12 protein-coding genes and 1 pseudogene are annotated in these 13,461 nt (G+C 55.6%); 9 read left to right on the forward strand and 4 right to left on the reverse strand.

All coding sequences use genetic code 11. The features are described 5' to 3' along the window. Positions 1 to 568 precede the first annotated feature (568 nt). Together NLM25_RS38020 and NLM25_RS38025 are read left to right on the forward strand one after the other, a co-directional pair. Positions 569 to 811, forward strand: coding sequence for a hypothetical protein (locus NLM25_RS38020; protein ID WP_254140288.1), 243 nt, complete (start codon positions 569 to 571; stop codon positions 809 to 811). 336 nt (positions 812 to 1,147) lie between these two features. Continuing rightward, the gene (locus tag NLM25_RS38025; protein WP_254123048.1) at positions 1,148 to 1,651 is read left to right on the forward strand and encodes a hypothetical protein; all 504 of its coding nucleotides are present in this window, start codon (positions 1,148 to 1,150) and stop codon (positions 1,649 to 1,651) included. On the opposite strand, the gene NLM25_RS44570 is transcribed toward NLM25_RS38025, so the two are convergent. Then, positions 1,536 to 2,060: a transposase gene (locus NLM25_RS44570; RefSeq protein WP_375167891.1), complete on the reverse strand. Its 525-nt coding sequence runs from the start codon at positions 2,058 to 2,060 to the stop codon at positions 1,536 to 1,538. The genes NLM25_RS38025 and NLM25_RS44570 overlap by 116 nt on opposite strands. Then, positions 1,961 to 2,344 (reverse strand): hypothetical protein, encoded by a 384-nt coding sequence (locus tag NLM25_RS38030; protein ID WP_254140289.1) that lies wholly within the window; start codon positions 2,342 to 2,344, stop codon positions 1,961 to 1,963. The genes NLM25_RS44570 and NLM25_RS38030 overlap by 100 nt, the downstream gene beginning before the upstream one ends. Positions 2,345 to 2,532: 188 nt before the next feature. Between NLM25_RS38030 and NLM25_RS44575 the strand changes: the two genes are divergently transcribed. Next, entirely contained in the window at positions 2,533 to 2,766 is a 234-nt protein-coding gene (locus tag NLM25_RS44575) for a ribbon-helix-helix protein, CopG family (protein WP_375166911.1), read from the forward strand. Positions 2,767 to 3,078: 312 nt separating this feature from the next. On the opposite strand, the gene NLM25_RS38035 is transcribed toward NLM25_RS44575, so the two are convergent. Both NLM25_RS38035 and NLM25_RS38040 read right to left on the reverse strand, forming a co-directional pair. Next, on the reverse strand, positions 3,079 to 4,539 hold the full coding sequence (locus tag NLM25_RS38035; RefSeq protein ID WP_254140290.1) for a condensation domain-containing protein: 1,461 nt from the start codon (positions 4,537 to 4,539) through the stop codon (positions 3,079 to 3,081). Positions 4,540 to 4,554: 15 nt separating this feature from the next. Next, complete coding sequence (locus NLM25_RS38040) at positions 4,555 to 6,234, reverse strand: pyridoxal-dependent decarboxylase (RefSeq protein ID WP_254123051.1); 1,680 nt, start codon at positions 6,232 to 6,234, stop codon at positions 4,555 to 4,557. Between the two features lie 780 nt (positions 6,235 to 7,014). Here NLM25_RS38040 and NLM25_RS38045 point away from each other — a divergent pair. The 6 genes and pseudogenes from NLM25_RS38045 to NLM25_RS38065 all read left to right on the forward strand — a co-directional run bounded on the left by NLM25_RS38045 (position 7,015) and on the right by NLM25_RS38065 (position 13,435). After that, complete coding sequence (locus NLM25_RS38045; protein ID WP_254123052.1) at positions 7,015 to 7,767, forward strand: prephenate dehydrogenase; 753 nt, start codon at positions 7,015 to 7,017, stop codon at positions 7,765 to 7,767. Between the two features lie 1,502 nt (positions 7,768 to 9,269). Then, positions 9,270 to 9,419 carry a CopG family ribbon-helix-helix protein gene (locus NLM25_RS44580; RefSeq protein WP_375167892.1) on the forward strand — a complete coding sequence of 50 codons (150 nt, stop codon included), beginning with the start codon at positions 9,270 to 9,272 and terminating at the stop codon, positions 9,417 to 9,419. An 867-nt stretch (positions 9,420 to 10,286) separates the two neighbouring features. After that, a pseudogene (locus NLM25_RS44585) lies at positions 10,287 to 11,048 on the forward strand (radical SAM protein); the annotation flags it as partial. A 301-nt stretch (positions 11,049 to 11,349) separates the two neighbouring features. Beyond that, on the forward strand, positions 11,350 to 11,676 hold the full coding sequence (locus NLM25_RS38055; protein ID WP_254123054.1) for a hypothetical protein: 327 nt from the start codon (positions 11,350 to 11,352) through the stop codon (positions 11,674 to 11,676). A gap of 23 nt (positions 11,677 to 11,699) precedes the next feature. Further along, the gene (locus tag NLM25_RS38060; RefSeq protein WP_254140292.1) at positions 11,700 to 13,094 is read left to right on the forward strand and encodes a coproporphyrinogen-III oxidase family protein; all 1,395 of its coding nucleotides are present in this window, start codon (positions 11,700 to 11,702) and stop codon (positions 13,092 to 13,094) included. Then, positions 13,091 to 13,435 carry a hypothetical protein gene (locus NLM25_RS38065; RefSeq protein WP_254123056.1) on the forward strand — a complete coding sequence of 115 codons (345 nt, stop codon included), beginning with the start codon at positions 13,091 to 13,093 and terminating at the stop codon, positions 13,433 to 13,435. The genes NLM25_RS38060 and NLM25_RS38065 overlap by 4 nt, the downstream gene beginning before the upstream one ends. Positions 13,436 to 13,461: the final 26 nt, after the last annotated feature.

The following is a 13,461-nucleotide window of genomic DNA, read 5'->3' on the forward strand; positions in this document are numbered from 1 at the left end:
CAAGTTAGGTTTGATGTCTGCGATACAACGGTAGCGGAATCAATACGTCGAAATTTTCACGATCCGGCACGGAGGCCTCTATTCGATATACTCTCGGGGCATGGCGCGGCACCGAAATGTCAGTTCGACGCCTTTGCGGAGTATGTCGCCGCGGCGAAGGAAAACGGCGTCGAAAGTTATCCGCTCTATCGGTGGACGAAAGCAGCGATCGAAGATCCGACGAAGAAGGAAAGATACTTGTAATCCTTTAACTCTCTACGTGGATGATCAAGAGGTCTATGAAAGGGAGCTTGCTGACGCGCTAGAAGCGGACTTGCAGTCCGGTCGCCCGTAGCGGGATCATCGATCAAACATCTAAGTTCGACAGCATCCGGCCAACAATCCTCAACCGCCAGAACGCTCCCGCGAGTGAGGCCAGGTCATTCATGCGGGTGAGTTGAGACGACCGTTCCTGGCCCATCGCGACATTTTGCGCTGAGTTTATGATGGGTACACGGCCTTCCGTAATGAACCCGATGATGTCAAGCCTCCCGATTGAACGTCACGCCGCGAGCTCATGCTTCCGTCCGTGGACAACGCCTATCGCATAGAGATCGACCACGCGCTCGAAGGCATCGCGGTGATTGAAAAGCATCTGGGATCCGTAATAAGCTGGCTGCCTAATCCGGGCTTCGTTGCTCAGATTGAGAGAGAGCTCCTCCTCAGGCATAATCCGTTGCGTCGGTACTTTGTGTGCGCTTCATCAAGCGACAGCCTCTTGCCATTGCGCGATTGGAACAGGATTCTGCGCAAGCAAAGATATGTCAGCTAGCCACCGACGAAGAAGCTCTGAGCGTGTGAAACGACTTCGTGTTCGTCGTTTGTTACGACTTTCTGCCACGTCTGGGATCGGCGAGTTATCAGAGCCTGCGGCGTTGACTTTTTGTGCAGCGCACTAAATACTCTAAAGAGGTGATCTTGCACCGCAATCTGTGGTCCGGGATACGCTGGGGCTCACGCCTCGGGAAAACACTCCGGGTCATCCGGTCCTGGATACGTCCATCAGGGAGAAAGGCTTAGCCCGCCACAGAGCCACCTCATAGAGCCGCTTCGCGGCTCTTTTCTTTTTCAAAGCCTGTATTATCCTTGCCACCCAAGGATGCGTATCATGCGTACCCACGAACCATTACGCAGAAACACTCCAGCATTGGCAATGGATCGATTTCGGTCAGATGCTTTGCCGCGGTTCCTCGATGATTTTGCTCCTGTCGCCGAGACCGGGATTTCAGAAGCAGAATGTCAGCGTGTAAGGGCAACACTCAATCAGTTCACCGATCACGCGAGCTGGTTGCCGGACGGAGGGGTCTTTCGCAAGGCAATCTGGCAGCACCTTCAGGATTTTCATGACCTGTATTCGAAGTGGAACGATGTGCAGGGGACGGACGACGCATCGCGAGCACTACGTTCCGAAATCATTCGAGAAATACGTTGCTGTCGCAATGGGCTTGCGAGGGCAGCACGAGTGAATAGTCATATCCTCGACAAGGAATTAGATCTCAAACTGATCGATGCCTATTACAAATCACTCGGAGATTTGGTGAGAGCAGTGCCTCGGCTGTTTGTGAAACTATCCGAGGCTGTAGCGCGATACTTTGCGCGGCGTGCGCCCTGAGGCTTCCTCTAACGGTATCGCCCAGCCGCAACGATGGGGCGAGCAATTGTTCGACGTAGGCCAGGAAAGCGTCGCCATCCATTGGACCGTCCAGAACAAGCGGCGCGATTAGACCGTCGGAGCGCAATCCAGCGGTGAATGTCGTCGTCTTCCAATGTCCGTGTGGGACAGCCGCACGACATCGCTCACCGCGTGGTGAGCGCCCGTAAAGCCGCCCCATTTTGGTGTTGGCGCTGGCTTCATCGATGAAGACGAGGCGCTCAGGGTCAAGGTCGATCTGCCCTTCGAACCACTCCTCACGCGCGGCATTTATATCGCGGCGCCTTTGCTCGGCGGCGTGCGCTGTCTTTTTTTGAGTGTGATCTTTCTGCGCTGGAGGAAACGCCAGAGCGACGCGATGCCGGCCGATATTCCACGACGCTTCAACAATTCTCGCAAATCGGCGAGCGTGATATCCGGCTTCGCTGTCACCGCATCCAAAATCAATTGTGCATGTGCTTCGATGCGCTGCGATTTGCGGCCACCGCCCTGGCGTTTAGGAACGATGTCGCCAACCCCTTGAGGCGACTGCGCCAGCGGATCGCGCTGGCCGCTGACACCAAAACGCTCTGCGGCCTGTCGACAGGACAAGCCACCGTCAATCGCGGCTACCACCCGCTGGCGAAGATCAACTGAAACCGCCCTGGTCATCATGCTGACCTCCTTCGTCAGCATGTCGCTTGAATCTGACTCGTGCCGTTTTGGGAATCCCTACCGATCCATTCCGGTCGGAGAATGCTCTAGTACGGAAAACGAGAATAGCTCGCAGCTGAGTCGTATTTTGCCGATTTGGCACAAGCACCTATCGGGCATCAAAAAGGTGTGGACGCTAGATTTCGATTATGTCGCGCACCACGTCAATATTTTCGGTTTCTCTGCCACTCGAGATGCTCGCTAAACTCGAGCGGGTGAGAGTGCGAGAGCGCCGGACTCGCTCTAAGTTAATTCGCGAAGTGTTGCGGCGTTACTTCAGTCGGGAAGTTGGCTCGCGCACTGCAGCTCCTGACTGTCCGCACAATGCGGCGTGCGGCACTCCAGTTGCGCAGGTCATGAAGCAGGATAAGATAGAAGTATAGTATGAAATGCGAAGCCAAATGGTGTTCAGGAAAGTCTCGATTTTATCGTCGCGCACATGGCGACGAAGATCGGATCGAGGAGTTTCGTGCTCAAACAACTCGCAAGTTCCAAGAGCTTCGAAGAGAAATAGCCGATATCTCGAAGTCTTGATGACTTGAGAGCAAAAGTCGAGAACACCAAGGAGTATCGCATAGAGATCGACCACACGCTCGAACGCATCGCGGCGATTGAGAGGCGTCTCGCATTAGGCGCAATCGGACTGACTGCACCCTCTGTTCTATCCCGCGATTACGTCGCCACTTCAGCTTGCTCTAGCCCCATACCAATCGGCGAAGCTCGCGGTCCACGCTAGAGTGGAAACGTACGACCGTATCGTCGGCGAGGACGTCCGATCGATAGATGTAGTCGAGCATTATGTTGTCGCCCATTCTTTTGACGCGCAGCTGTAGATCGAAGCCAATCTCTCTTCCAAGATCTCTTGGGCTTTCACGCGGCAGCGCCCCTTCGCTCGGCAGCACGAATTTCTGATTGAGAATGAGGGTGGTTACCGGATAGCGGCCTGAAGGCCTACCAATGCCGAGTCGCGCCTCGAGGTCTAATATGCTGAAGGTAGAGCAGCTGCGCAGCTGAGCCAGACACTCGTTCGCTGACGCGACAAGTGCCTTCGCGCGGCCTTCTGTTGCCGGGTAGACGACTGCCAGCAAGGCACAGCATCCTATGATAGTGTGATGCTTTTCCAGGGGGCGCGCGAGTACCGGTACAGCGAGCACCGGCTCCACATCGAAATGCCGCCGCAGCGCGATACCATAGCCTGCGAGAATCACCGCCAGGACACTAGCCCCCGAAGCACGCGCGAGGCGCCGCACGCCCCCAGCGGTTGTTGGTTCCAGTGTCTTGAGGACGCCATGGCTTCTTCCGATAGCAGAGACTGCGCCTAGCGAGGTGTACCGCTGAATGGTGCCGAATCGATCGAGCCACACGTCCCGCGCCGCTCGCGCGGCGACGGCTTCTCGCTCTCTCCTCTGCCATCTTGCGTACTCCCAATACGTCGCTTCCACGATGCTGTCCCGCCCCACGCCCATCGATCCGTTCAGAATTCCCAGAAACTGCGACACGAAGATTTCCAGGGCGTGGGCGTCGGCAATCAAGTGATGCGCGCAAAGGACGAAGGCATGCCCTTCCGCAGGCTCGCCGAACGAAGCGATCCGAAACAGGGGCCAGACCAATGGATCTATAACAGTTTCCGCAAATTCCAGCCGTTTCGCCCGACTGAACTCTATGACGGTTAGGAAGTCCGGATAACTGGACAGCTGGGTGGCCGCCTCGAGGCGATCTGGCTCCATCCCTGACGCGTCCAACGTCACCTGTTGCGTTGGCGGATCTGCGTTAAAGTATGTCCGCAACGCGTCGTGGCGCTTACAGAGCACCGCTAGAGCCCAGAGCACCTTGTCCTGCGGGTACGATTTTGGGCCGACGAACTCAATTATCACGTTGCATGAAGAGTTGCTGCCGGCGGGCATCGCAACGTCTCGGTAGCACGACTGGGATATCGAAAGGGGAAGATCAAGCAAGGGGGTCGACATTTGCGGCAAACCGGAGTTATCCAATTTCGGAACAACCAAAACCGGGTGAGAGTCACGCGACGATCGAGCTGAGAATTCCTGTCCCTGACCATGCGAGCTTCGCGTTTGCGTACTTGGCCACTTCGACAAAATCTCTTGGTCGCGTTCCAGATTGGCTGGCCGTAGGTTGTGAATGCCATATGCTTCCATCAGAATCTCACCCTCTCACTTCGGAGGATCGAGACGCATTCGGGGCCTCGCGAATTCGGTTCCGTTGATCAGGCGCCGCTCAAAGTGGGTCTTCGCGTTTCGGAGGGACCGGAGCACATCTCGGATGCACATCCGATCCAAGTGCACGGAAACCGGGTAGAGCAAAAAGGCTGGAGCACCGCTCCTATAGCGATGATCGACAAAGCGCGGCACGTAGCCGACGACTGGGGTGTCGTTTTCAACATTGAACTCGTTCTGGTTCAGAAATGACCAGAACTGCTCGCAGCGATCCTTGTAAAGGAGCGCCTCGCTTGATTCTGGCGTAGCATCGATGTCTCTAAATTCCGGCGTTTTTCTGTAGAAATCCGGACGTACTATCACTTCGAAGCCCAAGGTATCCGTATTTACTAGTTCAAGATCCTCGAGGGGCGCGAGCTCTTCCACGAACACCTCGCGCGCTCGCAACGCGCGGCCAATATATTCTCGGAATCCCCCCTTTCCCAACCGACGCAGCACGTGATAGGCGGTGATGATCCCTTGGCACGTTCGCGAATTTTCCAAGGTCCGGTCGAAGTTTGACGCATCTCCGAAGTCACATTCCTTTGTCTGATCCCGGATCGCCGAGTCCATCGAGCGAAGCGAAGCGGCGTCATGAGCCATGAAAACGCTCGACGAATAGGGGCACAATCCAGTCTTGTGGAAATCGACGCCGAAGGAATCCGCAACCCTGACAGCAGCGACACGTCGATGTAACTCCATTATCCTCTGTACAGTCGCCGGCGACAAATAGCGCGGGATTGTACTCTCCGAATCGAACATCAACCAAGGCCATGAGATAACCAGGTCAGCGTGCAGTTGCGGGAGCGGTACATCCGCCCTAGCGCAAACGCGATCGATCACCCTTCTGGCGCCATCGAAGTCATCTGCGACTACATTCATAGTAGCGCCGCCGCTCACAATCACAGCGGAAACCACATCCCCGCTCGCCAGCAATTCCGTCATGGTTTGCTCCAAGGACGCTAGATCCATGCCCCCGCGAGCATCGGTCTGCACCCTAATGGTCGCTTCCTTACCGAGACCAAGGAAATTGCAAATGCTCTCAAGGGAAAAGTGCGCGGTGGCGCTCGCTAGCACGCGGTGGCGGGTGCGATACCCCTTGGCGACTCCCTCTGGTTCAGTCTTATTCAGGCCGGCCTTGATGCCGTACATAAGAGTTGCCTTGCCGCCAGACGTGAAGACACCGCCGGCCAACCTCGCGTCCCATCTGGCGAGTCCCGCTAGCGCCGAAACAACACGCCGTTCAGCTAACAGCAGCTTACCTGAGGTGTGATCCCAGAGGCCGTTGGGATTGTACAAGCTCGTGATCGCGGCGAGGGCGACAGTGTCGAGCAACGGCGACGGCGTAATGTTGAAAAGGGCGCGCGGGTCGTGCCACCGGATACAACCATCGAAGTACTGACACGTGTCCGACATCGCCTCCTCGAAGGACGAAGTACCACCAGGGATCTCGAAGCCAACGTTCTCCTCCTTGTACATTCCTGTGGGGGCGACAGGCCTGCGCCCACTCCTTCCACCTGCAGTGGCTCTGAGACGCGCAATCAGGAACCGGAGTTTATCTTCCAATTTGGGAAAGTTGGCCTCGTTCGGAAGTAGGAATTCCGACCTGCAAAAGGCGTCCCAATCAAGCTGACTCATGGCTTCGACAATCTGTCCACGGAATGGCTGAAAATCATCAAAGGCGCGCTTCGCCTAGCCGACCTCAGGGGCGCGCGTTCGCTCCTACGACTACCGCATGGCCTTCGAGGCAGAGTAGCACGAGGTGCGACAGTCATTTCGCACCAGTCATAGTGCCGATCAACTACAAGAATATGCAGGTAGACGAGATCAATCGGATCCGTAGAATTGATCAGAGCTTGGGGAGCCGGGGGCAGAAGACCTGTTTCAGGCTACCGATCCGCTGCGGAGGGAGAGTGGGAAGAGCGGCGGTGGCTTTTCGACCAGGGCAAGGCGCGCTTGTATAGTTCTTGGCTTTACGCTTGCTTCCGCTGGCAGTGCGGCAACCTGTAGCGCGGCAGGCTCGTCCCCTCCAGAATTATCTTCTCAGAGACTGACCGATGTGCAGCAGATCAAGCTTATCGTCAAAAAGTCCCGCACATCTAAGATCGGCACGGCCGATTCCACCGCTGTGGCCGGCTCACCTAACCCCGCTTGACGTGATGTCACTCGGCGGAGCTATCTATCGGATAGCCCTCAAGATAGACTATGCACATGCGCGACGCGCCTCTTCCAAGTGCTGATCCAAGCCTTGCGCAATATCTCTGCCACGGGGAACGCCAAAAGCAAAGGATTGTGAAAGCATTCTGTGCGACCCGATGTGGGGCAAAACTGCTTGGGGATTGACGACGCTTGTCGTCTAAAGCGAATGCAAGCAAAGCGGTCGGGCTACTACCGTTGTGCAGCTAACGGAGCCGTCGGATGTCGCTCAAGTTGGATGTCAAGTTAGTCGGCATACTCGGCTTTGGCGCATTTGGTCGTCTCGTTGCGATACATCTGCATCCGTATTTTTCGCTGATTGCCTACGATCCTGAGCTGTCTGCGGAAGTCCATGGCCTCGATTGTGTACAGCGCGGCAGTATCGCGGATGTGGGACGCTGCGACCTCGTAATCCTTGCAGTCCCTGTTGCCAATTTGGCAGCCGCAATCAAAGAACTTCGTCCACACCTTCGTCCGGGCGCCATTGTAGTCGATGTCGGCTCAGTAAAGATGCGCCCTGTCGAGGTGATGAGGGCTGAGCTACCGTCGTTCGTTGAGATCGTTGGAACGCACCCTCTGTTCGGGCCAGGAAGTGCCCGCGATGGAATTGCCGGACTTAAGATCGCGCTGTGCCCTGTGCGGGGCCGCTCGGTCCTCAGAATTGGGGCTTTCCTGCGATGCATGCTCGGGCTCACTGTGCACATTGTGTCGCCGGAGGAGCACGATCGGGAAGCCGCGATTGTCCAGGGGATCACGCATCTTGTCGCCAAGGTCCTCGTGCGCATGGAGCCTCTGCCGAGGCGATTGACGACGGCGAGCTTCGATCATCTGATCCAAGCCACAGAAATGGTCAGACACGACGCCCCAAGCGTATTTCTCGCAATCGAGCGCGAGAATCCCTACGCCGCCGGAATTCGAGAACGCTTTTTTTCACTCGCGGAAGCGACGCGCGCGATGTTGGATCAGCACGACTGAACTAACCCGCATTCTTCATACTATCGACGCCACGTTGTGATGATGTGCAGTTTTTCTGGCCGACTGAATGCAGACAGCACGGGACCGCGGCGCCAAAGGCGCTGCCGACCAGAGGGTTTGTTGGGGTCTCCGGTGAGTCTTATACCACCTTCATAACGGCACGATTTTGCGAAGCGGGTCATCTCGTCCACCACGGCACCATCATCGAGACGAACGTTGAGAGTTGTCGCCGCCGTACTGCGATCTGCGATCGAGCGAAAACGCGGCCCTACGGCGAATGGATCCTGATGGACCGACCCATGCCGGAGGCCAACCAATGCTGGTAGCTGCCGCGCAGGTCTGTTTAGGCGACACTAACCGACGCAATTTGGAGTGGGCTTGGCGGCCGAGCCGAGTTGCTCTCCATCGCACAGACCTCGTGCCTACGGCACCGATCAACTGAAGGGAAGGTCCGTCGAGTGAGCAAACACGGTTGCACCACGCGAGGACAAGCAATGTAGTCGCTTGGTCGCTATGGACGCAGGGACTTCCTCTATCGGCAGGCGGTTTCAAAAACGAGCATGGGTCGGGCATTCGCGCTATGGCAGAATGCTTGGCGCTCGATCCATCGTCGGCGCCGCGATGGTTGGTCTGTTGGTCTCAGCCATTGTCCGATGCGCCATAGCTTATTCCAATAATCAGGGCTCTCGCAGGCAAAAATCGACGCAGATGAGATTGCCGTCACCGTCCCGCACCGTCGACCATTCGCAATACTTACCAAGCCAGCCCCGCGGGCCAGGTCCGAACGTGTTCAGCTTCTCCGCTCCAATCGGCCTGCGGACAGAGCGTTGCCGGAGGTTTGCCCGGTACAATGAATATCACCGGTCCTTAATCGGAGTAAGTACCGAAACTGGTAGGCTCCCGTAGGCTGGCGTCCGCGACGCTCGGAACGGCAACCTTGTACGGTTTACGTCTAGTTAGTTGATCTCGGGATTCACAGTAAGCTGGCTGCCTAACGCCGGCTTTGTAGCCAAGGTTGAGAGGGAGCTCCTCCCCAGGCATAACCCCGGGTCTATGGCTCGCAAACGGCACCCGTATGATTCAGGGCATGCTCCCAGCAGGCCATGAAGTCTCACCCGAGCGCCTCGAAGAGTTCAGAGCGATCTACAAAGAAGCGTACGGTGAAGAAATCACCCGGCCCGAGGCAGCTGAAATGACCCGCCGTCTCCTCACGCTCTACCAACTCCTCGGCCGACCTTTGCATACCGACGAAGGGGAGCCAGCCTCTCCATCGCTTCCACGCCCTGATTCAAAACAGCCCTGATACAGTCAAATGTATGCTGACCTTCTTCGGTCTTCGAATATTGCGATATCTCTTTTGCCAGCTTGGCAAATGTGCCCCGTGAAGTTCGAACGTCGTCGACGACTCCCAGCTGGTATTACTTGGTCATAACAGCGTCTCTTTGCCAATTCCGCAATTCTTCACATCGTGCATGGGGCAGTCTTTGGAAGACAATCAATCCATGGCCCGAACAAGAGTTGCTTTCACAATCTCCCTTCCACAAGAAATTGCGGTCGAGCTTGAAAGGGTTCAGCAGGAGGAACATCGGTCTCGTTCTGAACTCGTCCGGGAAGCGCTGCGTCGCTATTTCCCGCACGGTCCATGTAGTTGAGCCAGTTTCGCGCAGCAATGCATAGCAAGGCTCGGCGGGAACGCTTCGCGTTAGAATCACCAATCACATTTGGTGGCGCCTGCTCCGGCGCGGGCGATGACCCAGGCCACCATATAGCCCTTGGACTGCTCGGCCTGCACGTGCCGAAGGGCCTCAGAGTAGGTTAGTAAGGGCTCCTGCGCCGGGTAGACTGCGCGGTTGGCCGGGGTGACGAAATGGTGGCAACACACGCGATAGCTTTAGCCTCGAACATCAGAACCTCCTCTCGTCTCAAGTTGCGCGGCCATACGCTCGCGCTGCCTACCACAGGGAATGCGGCGTTTAAAAGGCCGCGCGCTGCTTCAGCGCGCTCTATAAGGTTGGCTCGGCCTGCCAGACGCAGATCGGCGATCTCTACATCGCGCGCTTAATCTTCAAATGCAGCTGCACCGGCAAAGAAGTGCCGGGAGTCATTCCATAAACTCACCATGTCCGGACTTCGATTTCCTGTTCGTCCGCAACTGCTCTGTCAAGCCTCGACCTTCTGGAGCATCGCGACTGTAAGCCGTTGCCTCATGTCCGACATTTTCAAACATGATGCCGATAAAGTACCTCGCGAAAAACGGTCCTGTGGGCGTTCCTAAACCGTGTTGTACAATCGAAAGCGTCATCACTCCGCCATCGGCTGCATGAGCCCGATCGAGATGTCTTGTAGTTGCCTAGCTTAACTAGACTGATCTTGCAGGTGACGGAAGTCGGCTACGGCGCTTAGCTCCGAACATCGACTGGATGTGTGACATGTTACAGCGCCGCCTGAACGGCCATTGACGTGCGTGACCGACGGGTAATGGTTTCGTTGGGTCCGCTAACGCACGTCGATATTGTGCTTATCGGTGCCCATTTTGCTATGTCCAGGCCGGCTTCCTGAAATACGCTGCCTTGGAGATCCCCGAAATCCTTGAATGCATCAAGTCGGTTCGTGAACCGTACGATATTATCTTCGTAAGTGGCGACACCGACTCGTTTGGCCCTCCACGGACAGAGAGGGGACTCGCCTTGCTTCGCGCTCTTCTCCAATTCGGTGTCGATCTCCTCTTTACGACACGGGCCCTCCTCAACGACGATCATCTGCGCGAGCTAGAGGACATAAATGACTCCTGCAGATCGAGAGGCCGGCGAGTCTTCGCCTACGTGAGTGTTGCACAGCTTCATCATCCGCACCTTGAACCGCGTCCTATCGCATCTCCATATGAAAGCATTGCGCAATTGGGCCGCTTCAAAGCAAACGGACTTATTAGCGTGCTGGCACTGCGCCCATTTCTACCAAACGTACCAGTTGAGGAGTACCTCGAAATAATCAAGCTCGCTCAAACCAACGCGGACATTGGGGAAATCTGGTACGCTGACCAAGCTGGCAAAATGGATGAACGCGTGTTCGAGGGGGCGCCTGCAAACTATCCCTTCACACTGAAACAGATAGACTTTGACGAAAACGAAGAGGTTTGGAAGGTGTTTGAAGGTAAGAATATTGAAGCGAGCGCGGCACCTTTGTGCGCCGACCTGAACCTTCCTTCATGCGTAGTAGGCCGGCGATCGAATGGGCTCGCCGCAAGCTCGCGAACTAGGTTTCCTCTTCAGGCAACTTCCTAGGTTAGGAGCCATGAACGCCGGTAATCGCGGTACGTCTTCCCTTTGACAGCCTTCTCTATCCCCGCTTTCAAGCATGTCGTGGATGAGCAAAAGCGGCGTACGGCTCGGCATCAGAAGATGCGTGTGGCCTCAGCCTCGATCTTCTTGCGGATCAGGGGATGCAGACTACAGTATCCGTACAACCTTTCCGTCCGGGCGCCGCGGACGCCCGCCAGGGAAGCCTACCAGTTTCGGTAGTAATTCCGAGTTATGGATCAGTGATATTCATTGCAGCTCCGGATATCAACCCTAGGGAGTTAGCATGGCAAATCTTGATGCGTGGAAATCCTTCATTACCGGTAGAGTAAGTATTGAGAAAGGTGATGTAGCGGGAGGCCTTGCTGCTATCAACGAGGCACTCAAACTCGATCCATCGGAGCCCATTTTTGTGCGTTCTCGAGAAACAGCGGAGACTCTCCTCAGAGCCTCTGCAAAAGAGGCGATAGGGACGGAGCTGGCCTCTGAATACAACCGGATTGCGAAAGCGAACTCAGGCGCCAACGATAAGCCGGACGTGTGGCTGAGGGACCTTCACAATTTATTGGATAAAGCCGAAGGTCGCGTAAGCGCTGTCGCCGTCGTGTGGTGAGTCTGCCAGACAAGAAGCTTGTCATGAAGCTCGAACAAGACCGCGAGCATCCCTTCGACCGAGATGTGCCGATTCATAATTGGTATTATCCGCTCGCGGTCGAGACACTAGCACTGTCGCCGACGGGCGTCCGACAGTTTCTTGACATGACCCGGGCCGATCCAACTGTGCGTCGCGCCCTTTATCTTCACATCCCCTTTTGCGACACGATTTGCTCCTTTTGTCCCTTTGTCCGCAAATCGGCCGCTGAAAACGATTTGATAGACGCGTATTTTTCAGTTCTTCTCACTGAGATAAGGACTAAGTCGAAGCTGAGCGATAACAAAATTAACGCAATCTTTATCGGGGGCGGAACGCCGTCGCTATTATCCGCCCTCCAGATCAATCAGCTTGGAGAAATACTCCAATCATCCTTTGATTTGTCCGAAATTCAGGAATTTTCCTTCGAGGTGGAGGTGAAGAGTGTCACCGCCGAAAAACTTAAGGCTCTAAAGACGGTCGGCGTGACAAACGTGCGCCTGGGCGTCCAAACCCTTCAGGATCAAGCAAGAAACCTCCTCGACCTTACCGCCCCCGCCAGGGACGCCAAATCTGCGCTTGAGCTCATGCTCGCCCATTTCGATCTTGTGTCGGCAGACATGCTCTATGCCTACGACGGCCAGAGGCAGCGGGATTTGGAGGCCGACATCAAAGAGATCATAAATACGGGTGTGCCGCTGATCGAGCTTTACCCCCTTAATCCGGTCGCTTCCCAAACTCGATTCCATAAACGTGCCGGGCAGTTGGGTCTTCGTCCGGCCACGGCTCGCACTCGCCACGAGTATCGTCTCACCGCCACCGATATGCTAGCCAATGCCGGATACTTTCCGCACAACGGGCACGGGTTTATTCGCACTAGAACCAGCGGGTATCCGACCACGGACGCCTACCACTTCGACTATCACGAGAATGTCTACGGCTATAAGAACTATGAAATCCTGGGGTTTGGCGCGAACGCGATATCGAGCATCCAAGGTATTTCGCTGCAGAACACAGGCCTGCTTCATCAATACATGCATGACGTTCTCGAGCACGGCGTCCCATGCGGAGCTCTCGGTCGTTCGGATGCGTACTCAAGGGAAAGCCGTCCCTTAATTTTTCGCCTTCCTTATTTTGGCTCCGTTGAAAAGGCGGCAATTGACTTCCTGAACGTATATCCAGAGACGCTTCAAAGCCTTCTTGCGCTCATCCGTCATGGGATGGTCGAAGATATCGGTCAAACGTTCCGTATCACGCGCCTCGGATGGATTTGGTACACGAACTGCATGTATTTCCTGCTGCCGCAGCATGAAAAGGAGATGATCGACGTTCAAGTATCAAGCGCAAGGAAAGACAAGCGGGCAGCGTTGGAAAACGAGCATCTCAGGTTAGATGCATGAAGGTAGACCTGAACGACAAGATATTCCGGGGAAGAGAGAATTACGACGTCGGAGATTTCGATGAGACCGTCATATTTACCTTTTCCCAAAGGAAAGCGATCGTGACCGCAACGTTCGAGGGACAACTGATCGAATACGGTGTCCTTCTTGGAGCGATGACAGAAGACGGCACCTTATCGGGGCACTGGATTTATTTGAACAGGCAGCAGCAACCGTTTCTAGGGGTATTTGAAAGCACGGTCGAGCTGTCATCGGCAGGCCGCATCGTTCTCAAGGAACACTGGGCTAGCCTGTCTCCAGGGGCCCCAAGACTCGGATTTTCTACGATCGAAGAGGCCTAAGAGGTGCATATGGCCGCTTCCAATCC

It is taken from the genome of Bradyrhizobium sp. CCGB01 (assembly GCF_024199795.1).
Classification (GTDB): domain Bacteria; phylum Pseudomonadota; class Alphaproteobacteria; order Rhizobiales; family Xanthobacteraceae; genus Bradyrhizobium.

Coding starts and splice junctions, on each gene's coding strand:
- NLM25_RS38025 (WP_254123048.1), top strand. CDS start 1,148: ATGCGTACCCACGAACCATTACGCAGAAACACTCCAGCATTGGCAATG.
- NLM25_RS38030 (WP_254140289.1), bottom strand. CDS start 2,344: ATGATGACCAGGGCGGTTTCAGTTGATCTTCGCCAGCGGGTGGTAGCC.
- NLM25_RS44575 (WP_375166911.1), top strand. CDS start 2,533: ATGTCGCGCACCACGTCAATATTTTCGGTTTCTCTGCCACTCGAGATG.
- NLM25_RS38035 (WP_254140290.1), bottom strand. CDS start 4,539: ATGGAAGCATATGGCATTCACAACCTACGGCCAGCCAATCTGGAACGC.
- NLM25_RS38040 (WP_254123051.1), bottom strand. CDS start 6,234: ATGAGTCAGCTTGATTGGGACGCCTTTTGCAGGTCGGAATTCCTACTT.
- NLM25_RS38045 (WP_254123052.1), top strand. CDS start 7,015: ATGTCGCTCAAGTTGGATGTCAAGTTAGTCGGCATACTCGGCTTTGGC.
- NLM25_RS44580 (WP_375167892.1), top strand. CDS start 9,270: ATGGCCCGAACAAGAGTTGCTTTCACAATCTCCCTTCCACAAGAAATT.
- NLM25_RS38055 (WP_254123054.1), top strand. CDS start 11,350: ATGGCAAATCTTGATGCGTGGAAATCCTTCATTACCGGTAGAGTAAGT.
- NLM25_RS38060 (WP_254140292.1), top strand. CDS start 11,700: ATGAAGCTCGAACAAGACCGCGAGCATCCCTTCGACCGAGATGTGCCG.
- NLM25_RS38065 (WP_254123056.1), top strand. CDS start 13,091: ATGAAGGTAGACCTGAACGACAAGATATTCCGGGGAAGAGAGAATTAC.